The organism is Achromobacter xylosoxidans, assembly GCF_002192695.1.
Taxonomy (GTDB): domain Bacteria; phylum Pseudomonadota; class Gammaproteobacteria; order Burkholderiales; family Burkholderiaceae_B; genus Achromobacter; species Achromobacter xylosoxidans_C.
This window is the reverse complement of the sequence record NZ_MTLG01000075.1, coordinates 184654-199196: the sequence shown is the minus strand read 5'-3', so window position 1 is coordinate 199196 and position 14543 is coordinate 184654. Positions and strand designations below refer to the sequence as shown.

Annotated in this window: 14 protein-coding genes; 9 read left to right on the top strand and 5 right to left on the bottom strand. The window is 68.4% G+C overall.

Annotation, left to right across the window (positions count from 1 at the left end):
- Positions 1-7 precede the first annotated feature (7 nt).
- From ydiK to BRO63_RS15155, 5 genes are all read left to right on the top strand, one after another.
- Positions 8-1138, top strand: coding sequence for an AI-2E family transporter YdiK (ydiK, locus tag BRO63_RS15175; protein ID WP_088140557.1), 1131 nt, complete (start codon positions 8-10; stop codon positions 1136-1138).
- 210 nt (positions 1139-1348) lie between these two features.
- Entirely contained in the window at positions 1349-2074 is a 726-nt protein-coding gene (locus tag BRO63_RS15170; protein WP_088140556.1) for an RNA pseudouridine synthase, read from the top strand.
- A gap of 209 nt (positions 2075-2283) precedes the next feature.
- Complete coding sequence (locus BRO63_RS15165; RefSeq protein WP_088140767.1) at positions 2284-3225, top strand: S66 peptidase family protein; 942 nt, start codon at positions 2284-2286, stop codon at positions 3223-3225.
- Between the two features lie 118 nt (positions 3226-3343).
- On the top strand, positions 3344-3688 hold the full coding sequence (locus BRO63_RS15160; protein WP_088140555.1) for a helix-turn-helix transcriptional regulator: 345 nt from the start codon (positions 3344-3346) through the stop codon (positions 3686-3688).
- Between the two features lie 36 nt (positions 3689-3724).
- Entirely contained in the window at positions 3725-5005 is a 1281-nt protein-coding gene (locus BRO63_RS15155; protein WP_256943316.1) for a type II toxin-antitoxin system HipA family toxin, read from the top strand.
- Positions 5006-5024: 19 nt separating this feature from the next.
- Here BRO63_RS15155 and BRO63_RS15150 read toward each other — a convergent pair whose 3' ends face one another.
- Positions 5025-5891 carry an SAM-dependent methyltransferase gene (locus BRO63_RS15150; RefSeq protein ID WP_256943315.1) on the bottom strand — a complete coding sequence of 289 codons (867 nt, stop codon included), beginning with the start codon at positions 5889-5891 and terminating at the stop codon, positions 5025-5027.
- Positions 5892-5962: 71 nt separating this feature from the next.
- The gene (locus BRO63_RS15145) at positions 5963-7261 is read right to left on the bottom strand and encodes an APC family permease (RefSeq protein ID WP_088140766.1); all 1299 of its coding nucleotides are present in this window, start codon (positions 7259-7261) and stop codon (positions 5963-5965) included.
- A 439-nt stretch (positions 7262-7700) separates the two neighbouring features.
- Between BRO63_RS15145 and BRO63_RS15140 the strand changes: the two genes are divergently transcribed.
- Both BRO63_RS15140 and BRO63_RS15135 read left to right on the top strand, forming a co-directional pair.
- Positions 7701-8087 (top strand): DUF6152 family protein, encoded by a 387-nt coding sequence (locus BRO63_RS15140; RefSeq protein WP_088140552.1) that lies wholly within the window; start codon positions 7701-7703, stop codon positions 8085-8087.
- A 15-nt stretch (positions 8088-8102) separates the two neighbouring features.
- Positions 8103-8588: a DUF6644 family protein gene (locus tag BRO63_RS15135; RefSeq protein WP_088140551.1), complete on the top strand. Its 486-nt coding sequence runs from the start codon at positions 8103-8105 to the stop codon at positions 8586-8588.
- Between the two features lie 89 nt (positions 8589-8677).
- Here the strand turns inward: BRO63_RS15135 and BRO63_RS15130 are convergent, their stop codons facing one another.
- On the bottom strand, positions 8678-9304 hold the full coding sequence (locus tag BRO63_RS15130) for a glutathione S-transferase family protein (RefSeq protein ID WP_088140765.1): 627 nt from the start codon (positions 9302-9304) through the stop codon (positions 8678-8680).
- A gap of 226 nt (positions 9305-9530) precedes the next feature.
- Between BRO63_RS15130 and BRO63_RS15125 the strand changes: the two genes are divergently transcribed.
- Positions 9531-9935: a DUF2946 family protein gene (locus tag BRO63_RS15125; RefSeq protein WP_088140550.1), complete on the top strand. Its 405-nt coding sequence runs from the start codon at positions 9531-9533 to the stop codon at positions 9933-9935.
- Positions 9936-10178: 243 nt separating this feature from the next.
- The gene (locus tag BRO63_RS15120) at positions 10179-12242 is read left to right on the top strand and encodes a TonB-dependent copper receptor (RefSeq protein WP_088140549.1); all 2064 of its coding nucleotides are present in this window, start codon (positions 10179-10181) and stop codon (positions 12240-12242) included.
- Positions 12243-12266: 24 nt separating this feature from the next.
- On the opposite strand, the gene BRO63_RS15115 is transcribed toward BRO63_RS15120, so the two are convergent.
- Together BRO63_RS15115 and BRO63_RS15110 are read right to left on the bottom strand one after the other, a co-directional pair.
- The gene (locus BRO63_RS15115) at positions 12267-13640 is read right to left on the bottom strand and encodes an MmgE/PrpD family protein (RefSeq protein WP_088140548.1); all 1374 of its coding nucleotides are present in this window, start codon (positions 13638-13640) and stop codon (positions 12267-12269) included.
- Positions 13637-14539, bottom strand: coding sequence for a polysaccharide deacetylase family protein (locus tag BRO63_RS15110; protein ID WP_088140547.1), 903 nt, complete (start codon positions 14537-14539; stop codon positions 13637-13639). Before BRO63_RS15110 ends, BRO63_RS15115 begins: the two co-directional genes overlap by 4 nt.
- Positions 14540-14543: the final 4 nt, after the last annotated feature.

Here is a 14543-nt window from a genome sequence, read left to right as displayed (position 1 = left end):
GCAGCGGTTGAATCCTCTTCCACGCCAGACGGTCGATCTCGCCCGCATCATTCTTGTCATCGTCATCCTGGCCGGCCTGATGGCAGGCAGCGTCTACATCCTGCGCCCGTTCCTGCCCGGCCTGGTCTGGGCGACCACCATCGTCGTGGCAACCTGGCCGGTCATGCTGGCGATCCAGCGCTATTGCGGCGGGCGGCGCTGGCTGGGCACCCTGACGATGCTGGTCATCCTGCTGTTCGTCATCGTGCTGCCCCTGTATGAGGTGATCTCGACCCTGGCGCTGCACAGCAGCGCGATCATGGCCGCGGTCAAGAGCCTGCCCGACTATGCGCTGCTGGCGCCGCCCGCCTGGGTCCATGGCATTCCGCTGGTCGGTCCCAAGATCGCGCAGGAATGGCAGACCCTGTCCGACGCCGGCGCCGGCGGCCTGCTGGCCAGGCTGGAACCCTATCTGACCAGCGCGGCGGCCTGGCTGCTGGGACATGCCGCCATCGTCGGCGCCTTCATGATGCACATGCTGATCACGGTGGTCGTGGCCAGCATTCTCTATACCAAGGGCGAAGTGGCGGTCGATTTCGTGCGCCGCTTCTTCAACCGGCTGGCGGGCCAGCGCGGCCTGGCGGCGGTCAAGCTTGCCGGGCAGGCGATACGCGCCGTGGCGCTGGGCATCGTCGTCACCGCCGTGGTGCAGTCCGGCCTGGGCGGCCTGGGCCTGTGGATCGCGGGCGTGCCCGCCGCCGGCATCCTCACCGCGCTGATGGTGATGCTGTGCCTGGCCCAGCTGGGGCCTTTCCTGCCCATGCTGGCCGGCGTGGTCTGGCTGTTCCAGAACGACATGAAGCTGGCGGCCGCGGTGCTGCTGGTCTGGGCGGTGCTGGTGGCGATGCTGGACAACCTGCTGCGGCCGCTGCTCATCAAGCGCGGGGTCAACCTGTCCTTGCTGCTGATCCTGGTGGGCGTGCTGGGCGGATTGTTCGCCTTCGGCATCGTGGGGCTGTTCATCGGTCCGGTGATCCTGGCGGTGACCCATACGCTGCTCAAGGCCTGGATCGACGAAGTGCCGCCGCCCGCCGCGCTGGGCGCCGAGGCCGATCCCATCGAGACGCCCGCCGAACGTGCCGGATTTCCGCCGGTCTGAACGGCCGGCGCCTTGAACGGCCCCGACCCGGCGTGTGCCGGGCAGCATGCCAGGGAAGGGCGTAACATCTGCCTCACGTCGCGGGCTCCTGGCCCGCTTTCCTGGCAACACCCGGCAATACCTCATGACGATGCACCCTCTGGCGCCGCTCCAAGGCGGCTTTTCCGTTCACCCCGATCCCATGGCTTCCTCGCGCAAGGCGGTGGCGCGATGAGCGAAAGCGTACGCCTGGCCAAGCGCTTGGCCGCCGAACTGTCCTGCTCGCGCGGCGATGCGGAACGCTATATAGAAGGCGGCTGGGCCGCCGTGGACGGCAAGCGGGTCGAAGAGCCCGGATTCCGGGTCTCGCCCGGCCAGTCCGTCGGCCTGCTGCCCGGCGCGCGCCTGGAAGACGCGCGGCCCGTGACCATCCTGCTGCACAAGCCCGCCGGCCTTTACGCCAATGACGAGCCCGGCTCCGCGCGCGACCTGATCCTGCCCGAGAACCTGATGCCTGGCGACCGGTCGGGCCAGCGCTATCTGCAGCGCATGTTCAACGGCCTGAAGCTCGTCACGCCGCTGGAACGAGCCGCCAGCGGCCTGATCGTCTACACGCAGGAATACCCGGTGGCGCGCAAGCTGGTGGAAGAGGGGCGCTACGTGGAGCAGGAGTACGTGGCCCAGGTGTCCGGCCAGCTCAGCGCCGCCGACCTGGCGCGCCTGCAGCGCGGCATGGCCTACGGCGGCCGCGCCGCCACACCCATGAAGGTCAGCTGGCAGAACGAGACCCACCTGCGCTTCGCCCTGAAGACGGCCGCGCCCGGCTTCATCGAATACGCCTGCGATGCGTTTGGATTGCGCCTGCAGGCCCTGCGCCGCATCCGCATCGGCCGCCTGCCCATGGCGGGGCTGGCCCTCGGGCAGTGGCGCTACCGCCTGGATTACGAACGCTTCTGATGCCAGCAGGGATGACCATGGAACATGCGCCGCAAGGCCCGCGGCCGGAGCCCGGCTCCGCACGCAGACGTTTTCTGATCACTGCGGCAGGCCTGGGCCTGTCCGCCGCGCTGGCCGGCTGCGCGGCTCCCAAGCCGCCGCGCCGCGCGCCGCAATCGGCCAAGCCCGGACCCGCCGCGCCCCCGCTTGCCAGCGGCGCGGCCGTGCCCGTGCCCGCGCTCAAGCCCGGCGCGCGCATCGCCATCGTGGCGCCAGCGTCCGCCGCGCTGGATGCCGCGGACGAGGCGGCCGAATGGCTGCTGGCGCGCGGCTATGTGCCGCAAGTCATGCCTGCTTCGCGCTCGCGGCTGGACGCCCCCTATGACTATCTGGCGGGGGCCGACGCCGACCGCCTGGCCGACCTGCACGCGGCATTCGCGGCGCCCGATATCGGCGCCGTGTGGTGCCTGCAAGGCGGTTTCGGCTCCTGGCGCCTGCTGGACCAGCTGGACTTCGATCTTCTGCGCCGCCACCCCAAGCCCTTTATCGGCTATAGCGACATCACCGCGCTGCACCTGGCCATGCAGCGCCGCGCCGGCTTCGTCACGTTTCATGGGCCGATGCTGGCGCAGGACCTGCTGGCCGGCAAGCGCGAGCCCACCGAGTCGCATTTGCTGTCCATGGTCAGCGGCCAGGTCGGGCAGGGGGCTTGGATCATGCCGCCTGCATATGCAAGCGCCACGGAGCTCATTCCTGGCACCGCCACCGGACGGCTGATCGGCGGCAACCTGGCCCTGATCGGCGCGCTGATCGGGTCCGATCACGAAATCGACACGAGCGGCGCGATTCTCTTCATCGAGGACGTCAACGAGGCCTTGCCCCGCATCGACCGGCTGTTGAGCCAGTTGGCCGCGGCCGGCAAGTTCGACGGTCTCAAGGGCGTGCTGGTCGGCAACTTCACCCGCATCCTGGGGGTGCCCGGCGACGATGCCCAGGCGCAGGGGCTGCTGTACCCGCTGATACTCGACCAGTTCCGCTCGCGCGGCATTCCGGTGCTGGCCGCATGGCCCAGCGGCCATGGCGATCCCAACCTGACCTTGCCTCTGGGCGCGCAGGTGACGCTGGACACCGCGCGCGGCGGACTGCGCCTGGAGCAAGCGGTGGTGGTATAGATATGCCTCATTAATGATGCATATCTATTATTTATGCTCCATTAATACTCTGAACCTAGACGGGTAAAAATGACTCACTAATAGTGCAAAACAGCAACTAAAGCACTATTATCAAGTCATGAAAAAGAAAATCGAACCCAGCTTCGATGCGGCTGCGGCGCTCGCCCGGATCGGCGCCAACATCCGCACGGCCAGGCTGCGCCGCGCCGAAACGGAATCGACGCTCGCCGCCCGCATGGGCGTGTCACGCGCCACCGTCACGCGCCTGGAGCGCGGCGACGGCGGCGTGTCCCTGGCGCTGGCCATCGAAGCCTTGCTGCAGTACGGCTATGCGGATCAGGTCTACGCCTTGGGCGACCCCGACCTGGACGGCGTGGGCAAGCGCCTGGACGCGGTGCGCCGGCCCAGCCGCGGCACCCGCAAGACGCCGGCCGCGCATCGCGCCGATCCCACCCAGCTGTAGCGTCGGTCTATCGTGCCAACCAGAAAACACAAATCAGTGGAAAGCGAGCTGTATGTCTACGTAGACATACGCGGCGAGGCGGTGCTGGCCGGACTGTTGACGCTGGACGACTCGGACGAAAACCATTTCTACGCCGAGTTCACCTATGTGCAGTCCTATGTGAACGACCCGCGCGCCTTTGCGCTGGATCCGCTGAATCTGCCGCTGGTCGATGCGCGCACCACCTTCCGCACCGAAAGCCGCTACGAAACGCTGGGCGCGATCTTCGACGCCGCACCCGACGCCTGGGGCCGCAACGTCATGCGCGTGGACAACGCCGGCGCGCGCGTGACCGAGGACGAAGTGCTGCTCAAGGGCCGCGGCATGGGCGTGGGCGCGCTGTTCTTCAGCGCCCGCCAGCTCACCCCGAACATGCGCAAGACCTACCGCCTGCCCGAACTCGGCCAGCTGGAATCGCTTGCCGACCTGCTTACCGACATCGACCAGGGCGTCAAGCCCAAGGGCTTGTACCGCGACATCCTGGGCAGTTCCTGGGACATCGGCGGGGCGCGCCCCAAGACCATCGTGCGCGACGAGCGGGGCGAAATGTGGATCGCCAAGTTTCCGCGCAAGGGGGATTCCTACGACCGCCAGCGGGTCGAGTACGCCAACCTGCAGATGGCGCGGGACATCGGCCTAAGGGTGCCCGAGATCCGCCTGGTCGAAACGCACCTGGGCGCCGTGCTGCTCACGCACCGCTTCGATCGCGAACAGCTGCCGGCCGGGCCGGGCATGGCCGCGGCCGTCGCCCGCCGCCACTTCCTCAGCGGCGCCTCGCTCATCAGCCCGTCGGCGCAGATCGGCAAGCGCGAACTGGATGGAGCGCGCGGCAAGGCCACGTATTCCTACGCCCGGCTGGCCGACGTCGTCCGCCGCATCTCGTCCAATCCGGTGCAGGACCTGAAGGAGCTGTACGCGCGCATGATCCTCAACGTGGCCGTGCACAACACCGACGACCACCTGAAGAACGTCGGCTTTCTCAAGGACGAGGGCGCGCAGACGTACCGCCTGTCGCCCTTGTTCGACGTGGTCACGCAGGAAGGCTCCGCCAGGCACTACCTGCACATCGGCGCGGCCGGCCGGGAAAGCTCTTTCCAGAACTGCCTGAGCGAATACCGGCGCTTCGGCCTGCGTTCCGAAGCCGTCGCGCGCGGCATCCTGGACCGGGTGTTGGAAGTGGCGGCAGAGCGCCGGCGCTACTACGACGCAGCCGGGATGACGGCGGACGAAATCGGGCACGTGGAAGCGTCGTTGACGGCCTGGCGCCGCCCCTTGTAGCCCGCGCCTGCGCCGGCCGCTACACCCGCTTGGCCGACCAGTTCCCGCGGCCCGCGGCGCTGCCGCTCATCTGCTTGCCATTGACCGTTCCGGTATAGCGCACGCCGTTGGCCACAAAGGAGATCTCGCTGCCGTTCAGGCGGGCTTCAGAGATCGGCGCGCCGCCCAGCTTGCCGGACAGCCGCTGGTAGCGCTGCTCCAGCTGCAGGGGCTGGCCGTCCACCTCCCAGTTGCCCGCCACCTTGGCGGGCACGATCCACAGGAGCGCCGTGCAGTAGGTGCTGCAGTCCTGCTTGATCGTCTCTTCCGCGTCCGGCTCCCAATCGCCCATGCGGAAGGAGTTCGACACGATGCGGGTGCCGGGCGCCAGTTCCAGGAGCTTGGGCCGCAGCTTTTCGTTGATGGTCGACAGCAGGAACATGGTGATGACGTCCGCCTGCGACAGATCGGTGGCGAACAGATCGGCCGTCACGAAGGTGGCGCGGTCGGCCACGCCGGCGCGCTCCGCGTTGCGGCGCGACAGTTCGACCAGGTCCGGGTTGTATTCGATGCCCTGGGCCGTGAGGCCGCGCTGCGCCGCCGTGATCACGGTGCGGCCGTCGCCCGAACCCAGGTCCATCAGCCGGTCCTTGGGCGTGACCTTGGCCATGTCCAGCATGGTGTCGACCAGGGTCTGCGGCGTGGGCACCCAGATGACGTCCTTGCCTTCCTGGCCGACGTCTGGGACGTATTCCTTCTGTTCCGAGGGCTGCGCCGCGGTAGCGCTCAACACCGGCAGCGGGGTGCAGGCCAGGGCCAGCGCCGCCGCCGCCGAGGCGAGCAGGGCGCCGCGCAGCCGCGGCGGGTTTGCCCGGGCGGGCCTGAAGGACGGAATCGCGATAGGCATGATGGGGACTCCTTGCAGGTAAGGCATGCGGACGGGCTGGCCTGGCTTGGCCGCCGCCCCGGGAAAGCAGGCTAGGCCTGCGGCGGCTGTGGACCCAGCAGGCGCAGCAGCGGCAGGCCCGCGGCCAGCACCGCCAGGCCGATCAGCGCGCCGGCGCCGGCATACATGGCGCTGGAATACACCAGCCCGGCGCAGGTCAGCGCCAGCAGCAGCGGGGGCAGGGGATAGAGCGGCACGCGGAACGGGCGCGGACGATCGGGATCGATGCGCCGCAGGCGCCACACCGAGGCCGCGACCAGCAGCATGAAGATCCAGAACACCGGCGCGGTATAGGCGACCAGCGTCTGCACGCTGTTTTGGCTGAACGCGCCCAGCGCAATCAGCGCCAGCGTGATCGCGCCCTGCGCCAGCAAGGCAGGCGCGGGCGTCTCGCCCTGCGCGTTCCAGGCCGCCAGCGCGCGCAGGCGCGGCACGTCGCGGCCCAACGCGCAATACACCCGCGCGCCGGTGATGATGGTGCCGTTGATGGTGCTGAGCGCCGTGGCGCAGATGGTCAAGCTGAGCAGGGCCGCGGCATAGGGCCCGGCCGCCAGCTGCATCACGTCCGCGCCCAGCGCCGGCGTGTCGCGCAGCCCCTGCAGGCCGAAGATCTCCAGCAGCGCCAGATTGGTCAGCACGTAGGCGCCGGTCACCAGCAGCGTGCCGATCAGCAGCACCCGGCTCATGTTGCGCCCCGGGTTGCGCAATTCGCCGCTGAGGTAGGCGGCCTCGTTCCAGCCGCCATAGGTCAGCAGCACGAACACCATGCCCATGCCCAGCAGGCCCGCGGCGTTGCCCGTCAGCGGCGCCGGCTCGGCGGCCGAGCGCAGCGGGCTGTCTTCCGCAGCGGCCAGGCTGGCGATCAGCACCGCCGCCAGGGCCGCCACTGTCAGCGCGGTGAACAGCCATTGCAGGCGTTTCGAATAGCGCGTGCCCGCCACGTTCAAGGCCGTCAGCGCCGCCACCGCTATCGCTGCATGCAGGGCGGGGCCATACGTGCCCAGCGGCGCGAGACGTTGCGCGTAGTCGCCATAGATGTAGGCCACGACCGCGATGGCGCCGGTCTGGATGACGGAGCAGCGCGCCCAGGCGAACATCAGTCCCACCTGCCGCCCCCAGGCGCGCGTCAGGTAAAGATATTCGCCGCCGGCGCCGGGATAGGCCGAACCCAGTTCGGCATAGCAAAGCGCGCCGACCAGCATCACCAGGCCGCCGGCGCACCAGAGCCCGATATAGGCCGCCTCGGAACCCGCGTGCTGCGCGACCAGCGGCGGGAAGCCGAATATGCCGATCCCGATCACCACGCCGACCAGCACCATGGTGGCGTCCATCACCGATAAACCGGCCGGCGCGCGCGGCTGGAGCAGCAGGGCCGGATTCGCGGACGAACGCAGGGTGGGCTGTGTCATCGGAGGCTCTCGGTTGGGCGCGGGAAGGGGCGCCATTGGGGGACGGTGCCTGACAATTACCTGAACAATTTGCGACCCGTTTTTGGACCCGAAAGTTTCTCCGGGTTTTCCCGAGAAAAACGTCAATTTATTGAATTCAGCGGGAATTCAGCATCATGTGAGTTCTTTCATTTTTTCTTTAAGACATTGATTTTTAAAGATTTACCAGTTCAATTAAAGTACTTTAGTTAAAGTAATTTCTTAAGGTGAAGACGCGCTCGATATGGCCAGGATCCCGCGCTATGCTGATTGCGCAGGACGCGCGCCGCACGAGCCGCCGCCGCGAGGGGCAGGGAGCCAACCGCTATTCAGGAGCAGCGACATGAAGCTATCCATACGCGTGGCCACGGCAGCGCTGGCGCTTTCCGGATCGATGGGCTTGGCGCCCACCGCGATGGCGCATCACGGCTGGTCGTGGGCCGAATCCGAACAGATGACGCTGCAAGGCACGGTCCAACAGGTGCAGATCGCGCCCCCGCATCCCTGGCTGGATGTACGCGCCGAAGATGGCCTGTGGCGCGTGGAACTGGGCAATCCCAGCCAGACCAAGGATGCGGGATTCATCGAAGGCTCGGCCAAGCCCGGCGACGCTATCGTGGCCATCGGCAACCGCGACCGCGACGCCAGCGCCAAACGCATGAAGGCCGTCCAGATCAAGGTCGGCGGCAAAACCTACGACATTTATCCCAGCCGCATCAAGCAACCTTGAACCGGGGCCTGGCCCATGCCTGAGTTGCTGCGCGTCGCGCTGGAACAGCTTGAATCCCTGCCGCCGTCGATCTGGCTGCGGCGGTCGGACACGCTATATCTGTTGGTGAACGCCGCCCATATCGGCGCGATCGGCCTGCTGATCGGCTCCATCGTCCCGCTCGACCTGCGCCTGCTGGGGCTCCTGAAACCGGGGCCGCTGGCCCTGCTGGCGCCGGTACTGGCGCGCACCGCGGCCGCGGGCCTGGCGCTGGCGGTCCTGACCGGAGCCCTGCTGTTCAGCGTCAAGCCGCTGGAGTATCTGGCCAATCCCGCCTTCGGGATCAAGATGGGCCTCTTGGCCGCGGGCGCACTCAACGCGGTGCTCGCGCGGTACAGCAAGGCCTGGGCCACGGTGCTGGATCAGGGCAGGGCTTCGGGCTCCATGCGCTTGCGGGCGGGCGCGTCGCTCTTTCTATGGCTGGGCGTGCTGGTGGCAGGGCGCTGGATCGGGTTTCTTTAGGGGCCGGCGCCCAGGCTTTGGCGCATCAGGCCGGCGCTCAAGCACGCTCGCGCGTCGGCCAACCCTTCATGCGCTGGGGCAGCAATACGTCAAGCCGGCTGCGCTTCGGCCAGCGCGCGCTGCACGGCCGGCCGGGCAGCCACCCGGGCCAGGTAGGCTGCCAGCTTGGGAAACTGCGTCAGGTCGACGCCGTCGCCCTCCAGCCAGCTGCCGATGGTGTAGAGGTAGCCGTCGACCACGCTATAGCGTTCGCCCGCCGCCCAGGGGCCGGCGATCTGCGAGTCCAGATACGCGGCGCAGGCCGTCATGGTCTGCGGCACCTTGGCCTGCATGGCGGCATGCGCGGCGGGGTCGTCCGCCCAGCGCGCGCCGCGGCGCTTGTGCGCGTGCGCCACGTGGGCGGTGGAAGCCAGATAGCTCGCCAATTCCTGCATGCGCGCGAACGCAAACGGATCGTCCAGCGGCGCCAGTTGCGCGGCAGGAAAACTCTGCGCCACGAAGGCGAGCAGGGCGGGCGTCTCGGTCAGCACGCCGTGTTCGGTCGCCAGCGCCGGCACGCGCCCCTTGGGATTGACGCGCAGGTATTCGGGGCTCTGCTGCTGCGCGGCGCCCATGTCGAGTTTGACCAGATCGAAATCGGCGCCCGCTTCGCGCAACGCGATATGCGTCGCCAGCGCACAAGTGCCGGGGGCGGAATAAAAAGTCCAACGGGACATCTGCATCCTCTTCATTCAATGGTTGAAAAGCCAAGTCGCCGCAACGGGCTGCGCTACAGGGTAGCCCGATCACCTGCCGCAGCCAAGCTTGGCCGCGACGCGCGCGAAGCCGCGGCAATATCTGATCTACATCAGACGGCAACCCGAATTGCCTGCGCTGCACCCTGCATCCACGGCATCTGCTGCGCATCGCGTGATAGCATCTGCGCCGATAAGGAACCCCTGAATGCACGCATCTGCCCATGCTCGTGGACGTTGGGTCGCGCTGGTCGCGATGGCCCTGTTCGTCTTTCAGGCGCTGATCGCATCCTCCGCGCTGGCGGGCCCGGGCATGGGAGCGGGCAAGGCCGGCGTCACCACCATCATCTGCACGGCCAGCGGCCCGCGCGTGGTCACGCTGGATGCCGATGGGCAAGAGCAGGGCGCGCAGCAGCACAGCGGCGCCTTGCCGCACTGCTGCAGCGCGGGCTGCGCCATGCTGAGCGACACGCTGCCGCCCGAAATCGTCCTGCTTGCCTGGTTCCTGCCGGCGGCTGCGCCCGCCGTCCATCCCCCGGCCGCCGTACCGCAATTCGCGAGCGCCTTGGCCCGGCTGCCGCAGCGGTCGCGCGCGCCGCCCCTGTCGGCCTGACCCCCTCTCCAGACTTCATCGACATGCCATCCGCGCAGCCCGCCAATCCGCGGACCTGAGCGGCTGCGCCAGCGTCATCGGCGCGCAGCGGGCCATGGGCCTTGCGCGCCGCGGGGAGGGCGCGTCCACGTCCCGTCCATGCGCGCGGACAGCGCGGTCCTGCCGTGCCTCCCATCAGGGGGAGGCAGGATCACTGCCTGTCGGCGCCTGCCATCGCACGTTCCCGATCGACAGACACCAGATATGACCACTAGACAAGAACTGCTGCGGATGAGTTGCCTGGCCGCCGCCCTGGCCGCCTCGTTCCCCGCCTGGGCCCACGCCGCCGAGACGAACACCGTCTACACCACCGAACCCGTGATCATCACGGGCGTGGAACCCAGCGCGCCGTTGACCTTCACCACGGACCCCAAGATCCCGCGCCAGCCGCTGCCGGCCAGCGACGGGACCGACTATCTGAAGACGATTCCCGGCTTCTCGGCCATCCGCAACGGCGGCACCAACGGCGATCCCGTGCTGCGGGGCATGTTCGGTTCGCGCCTGAATCTGCTGACCAACGGCACCTCCATGCCCGGCGCGTGCCCGGCGCGCATGGACGCGCCCAGCTCCTATATTTCGCCCGAGAACTTCGACCAGCTCACGGTCATCAAGGGCCCGCAGACCGTGCTGTGGGGACCCGGCGCGTCCGCCGGCACGGTCAAGTTCGACCGCGACACGCCCCGTTTCGAGGCAGCCGGCGTGCGATTCGACGGCAGCCTGACGGGCGGCTCGTTCGGCCGCAACGATCAGGCCGCCGATCTGGCCGTGGGCAACGACCGCGTCTACACGCGCATCACCGCCAACCATTCCCACTCCCAGGACTACAAGGACGGCGACGGCAACACCGTGCCTTCGCGCTGGGACAAGTGGAACGCCGACCTGACCCTGGGCTTCACGCCCGACGCCGACACGCTCTACGAACTGACGGCGGGCACCGGCGATGGCGAAGCGCGCTACGCCGGCCGCGGCATGGACGGCTCCCAGTTCAAGCGCGAGAGCTTCGGCCTGCGTTTCGAGAAGCGCAACCTGGGTCCCGTGCTGAGCAAGGTCGAAGCGCAGCTGTACTACAACTATGCCGACCATGTGATGGACAACTACACGCTGCGCGCGCCGGACCCCATGAGCGCCATGCCCATGGCCATGGCGGCCGACGTGGACCGCGCGACCTGGGGCGGCCGTTACGCCGGCACCTGGGAACTGTCGCCGGATGTCAGCCTGGTCACCGGACTGGATTTCCAGCAGAGCCGCCATCGTTCCCGCAACGGTACCGACACGGTGCCCTACAGCAACCAGAGCTGGGTCAAGGACGCGGACTTTTCCAACACCGGCCTGTTCGGCGAGCTGACCTGGCGCGCCGCGCAGGACAGCCGCGTCATCGGCGGCGCGCGGATCGACTGGGCTGCGGCCAAGGATTTCCGCCAGGACACGGGCTCGATGATGATGCCCATGCCCAATCCCACCGCGGATGAGCGCCGCAAGGACACGCTGCCCAGCGGCTTCCTGCGCTACGAGCAGGATCTGGCCTCGCTGCCGGCCACGGTCTATGTGGGGCTGGGCCACGTCGAGCGCTTCCCGGACTACTGGGAGCTGTTCTCTCCGGACCGGGGGCCTGCCGGCTCCGTCAACGCCTTCCAGGGCGTGAAGCCCGAAAAGACCACCCAGCTGGACTTCGGCGCGCAGTACAAGACGGAAGCGCTAGACGCCTGGTTCTCGGGCTACGCGGGGTACGTCGACGACTTCATCCTGTTCAGCTACGCCTCGGGCGGCATGATGGGTCCGACGTCGCAGGCCACCAATGTCAACGCGCACATCGCGGGCGGCGAACTCGGCCTCTCATACAAGCCCGCGCCCTCATGGAAGCTGGGCGCCACGCTCGCATATGCCTGGGGCGAGAACCGCAGCGATGGCAAGGCGCTGCCGCAGATGCCGCCGTTGGAGGCCAAGCTCAGCGCTGCCTACGACGACGGCACCTGGTCGGCCGGAGCCCTGTGGCGCATCGTGGCCGCGCAGAAACGCTATGCCCTGAACGAAGGCAATGTCGTGGGCAAGGACTTCGGCCCAAGCGCGGGCTTCGGGGTGTTCTCCGTCAATGGCGGCTATGCGCTCAACAAGCAGGTCCGCCTGTCGCTGGGCGTGGACAATCTGTTCAACAAGACCTACAGCGAGCATCTGAACCTGGCGGGCAACGCCGGCTTCGGCTATGCCGCCAACACCGCGGTCAACGAGCCGGGCCGCACGGTCTGGGCGCGCTTGAGCTTCAAGTACTGACGCGCCCAGTCCGGGGGTACGCGGTCAGGCGCCGCGCGCGGCCGCCAGCAGGCGGACGATTCCGCGCACGTCCTGTTCGGCCTCCAGCCCGCGCAGCCTGCACGCCAGCTCCCTTGTCTGGTTCGCAGACAGGGGCGGCTGCGCGGACGCGCAGCAGGCGTCGAACTTGGCGTCCTGTTCCGCCACGCCCAGGGGGCGTTCGGGGCTGCCGGGAAAGGCCGGCATATCGACCGCGAACTCCCGGCCGTCCTTCAACCGCAATTCGACGCGCTGAGGGCTCATGGCGTTGGGATCTGGATTGCCGTCATCCATCACCTGGATGCGGGCGGCCAGTTCAAAGGTGCTTGCCTGCGCCAGCGCGTCCGGGTCGAAATCGGGTATGCCGACCCGGCCGCGCAGCATGGCCGTGGCCATGGCGTAGCCCATGCAGAGCCTGGCGGTCGCGGAATCCATGCCCGGATGGGCCCGCCGCCCAACCAGGCGCACGATCAACGAGGACGCCCGGACCGTGATGCTGTCCACGTCCTGGGGCTGCAGCGCATGCTGGCGCATCAGGTCCAGCACGGCGCCGATGCCGCTGTGCGTGGCGCGGCCGGTCGGGTAGGGCTTGTGGCTCATGCGGGTGATCTGGAACACCCGGCCCACGTCCACGCGCACCGCCTCCCAGTCGGCCTGGCCGGCGTCATAAAGCGCGAAGTAGCCGTAAGGGCCTTCCAGGATGTCGCGCGGGCCGGGGAAGCCCGCGCGCGCCAGTTCAAAAGCCGTGACGGCGGCCCTGGCGTTCAGGCCGACCTGCAGGCCGACGGCGGGCGAGCCTTCGATATGCGCCTGCATGGTGCCGGAAAGGTGGCTGTACGCCAGTCCCAGGGCATCGCGCGTGGCGGTTTCATCCAAACCCGCGAGCTTGCACAGCGTGGCCGTGGCGCCCAGGCCGCCGCACATGGCCGGCCGGAAAAAGCGCATGGGCGCGCGCTGGGCCAGCGCAACGTAGATGGCGAAGTCCAGCCCGGTCGCAATCGCGGTGATCAGCCGGCGGCCGTCCACGCCGCCTTCGCGCTCCGCGTAGCCCAGCGCCGCCGGCACGATGCAGGCAAACGCATGCACCACGGCCCGGTCGTGGATGGCGTCGAACTCCTGGTTGAAGACCTGGTAGGCATTGAGCATGACGGCGCTGGCCAGCGGCAGCCGTTCGCCGCTGCCCCAGACGGTGGCCTCTGCGCCGCTTCCCAGCGCCGACGCGGCCTGGCGCAGCGGCGCCATGCGCGGATGGCGCGAACCGGACAGCCCGACGCCGACCGCATCGAGCACGAAGGTCTTGGCCGCGTCGACCGCCGCTGCCGGCAGATCCTCGTAACGGGTGCGCAATACATGCGCGACCAGGGTATCGATTGCATTCATGCGGCGGCTCCAGCGGACTTGGCGGGCACTTGGCCGGCGTACCAGTCATGCATCGCGGCGCCGGTGACGAAGGTGGTCATGGGATGCCCTTGCAGCAGGTCCAGCATGGCCAGCAGGTCGGCGTAGCGATGCGGCACGCCCATCAGATGCGGATGCAATCCCAGCGTCAGGACGCGCGGACGGCCGGCGGTCCGGGCTTCTTCGGCATACAGGTCCAGCGTCCGTTCCAGGCGCCGGCTGAACTCCCCGGTGGCGTGCTTTTCCACGGCATGGATCACCGAATCGTTCAGCTCCAGCGCATACGGCAGCGCCAGCAGGGGCTTCCCGGCGGTCTGCATCCAGTTGGGCAGATCGTCCAGGCACCAGTCGAACAGGTAGTCGATGCCGGCCAGGGCCAGAAGGTCCGGCGTGTCCTGCGTTTCGCGCAGTCCCGGCGAGAGCCAGCCGCGCGGCCGGCGGCCGCTGAAGCGTTCGATCCGGTCCAGCGCCGCCGCGATGGTGCGGGCCTGGCCGTCGCCGTCCTCTTGCGAAAGCGCCCGCTGGTGGATGCCGTGGCCGATGAATTCCCAGCCGGCCTCCAGCAGCGCCTGCGCGGCAGCGGGATAGGCATCGATGACGGAGGCGTTCAGGCTGGCCGAGGCCGGCAGGCCGCGGCCGCGGATGGCGTCGATGATCCGGGGCAGCCCGCAGCGCAGGCCGTACTCGGCCCAGCTGTAGTTGGGAACATCCGGCACCGTCTCGCGCCCGTGCGGCGCGGTCAGCAGGGTGCGGGGCATGGGCTGGTCGAAGGGCCAGTGCTCCACATTGACGACCAGGTGCACCAGGATGGGCCGGCCGTCCAGCGCCGCCAGGGGCGGGCGCTGGCTGGAAAGCATGAAGGGAATGCGTGGATTGTTCATGGCA

Bases quoted from the DNA above. Each gene is read 5' to 3' on its own strand.
- BRO63_RS15170 (WP_088140556.1), top strand. From the start codon at position 1,349: ATGAGCGAAAGCGTACGCCTGGCCAAGCGCTTGGCCGCCGAACTGTCC.
- BRO63_RS15160 (WP_088140555.1), top strand. From the start codon at position 3,344: ATGAAAAAGAAAATCGAACCCAGCTTCGATGCGGCTGCGGCGCTCGCC.
- BRO63_RS15150 (WP_256943315.1), bottom strand. From the start codon at position 5,891: ATGCCTATCGCGATTCCGTCCTTCAGGCCCGCCCGGGCAAACCCGCCG.
- BRO63_RS15145 (WP_088140766.1), bottom strand. From the start codon at position 7,261: ATGGACGCCACCATGGTGCTGGTCGGCGTGGTGATCGGGATCGGCATA.
- BRO63_RS15140 (WP_088140552.1), top strand. From the start codon at position 7,701: ATGAAGCTATCCATACGCGTGGCCACGGCAGCGCTGGCGCTTTCCGGA.
- BRO63_RS15135 (WP_088140551.1), top strand. From the start codon at position 8,103: ATGCCTGAGTTGCTGCGCGTCGCGCTGGAACAGCTTGAATCCCTGCCG.
- BRO63_RS15130 (WP_088140765.1), bottom strand. From the start codon at position 9,304: ATGTCCCGTTGGACTTTTTATTCCGCCCCCGGCACTTGTGCGCTGGCG.
- BRO63_RS15125 (WP_088140550.1), top strand. From the start codon at position 9,531: ATGCACGCATCTGCCCATGCTCGTGGACGTTGGGTCGCGCTGGTCGCG.
- BRO63_RS15120 (WP_088140549.1), top strand. From the start codon at position 10,179: ATGACCACTAGACAAGAACTGCTGCGGATGAGTTGCCTGGCCGCCGCC.
- BRO63_RS15115 (WP_088140548.1), bottom strand. From the start codon at position 13,640: ATGAATGCAATCGATACCCTGGTCGCGCATGTATTGCGCACCCGTTAC.
- BRO63_RS15110 (WP_088140547.1), bottom strand. From the start codon at position 14,539: ATGAACAATCCACGCATTCCCTTCATGCTTTCCAGCCAGCGCCCGCCC.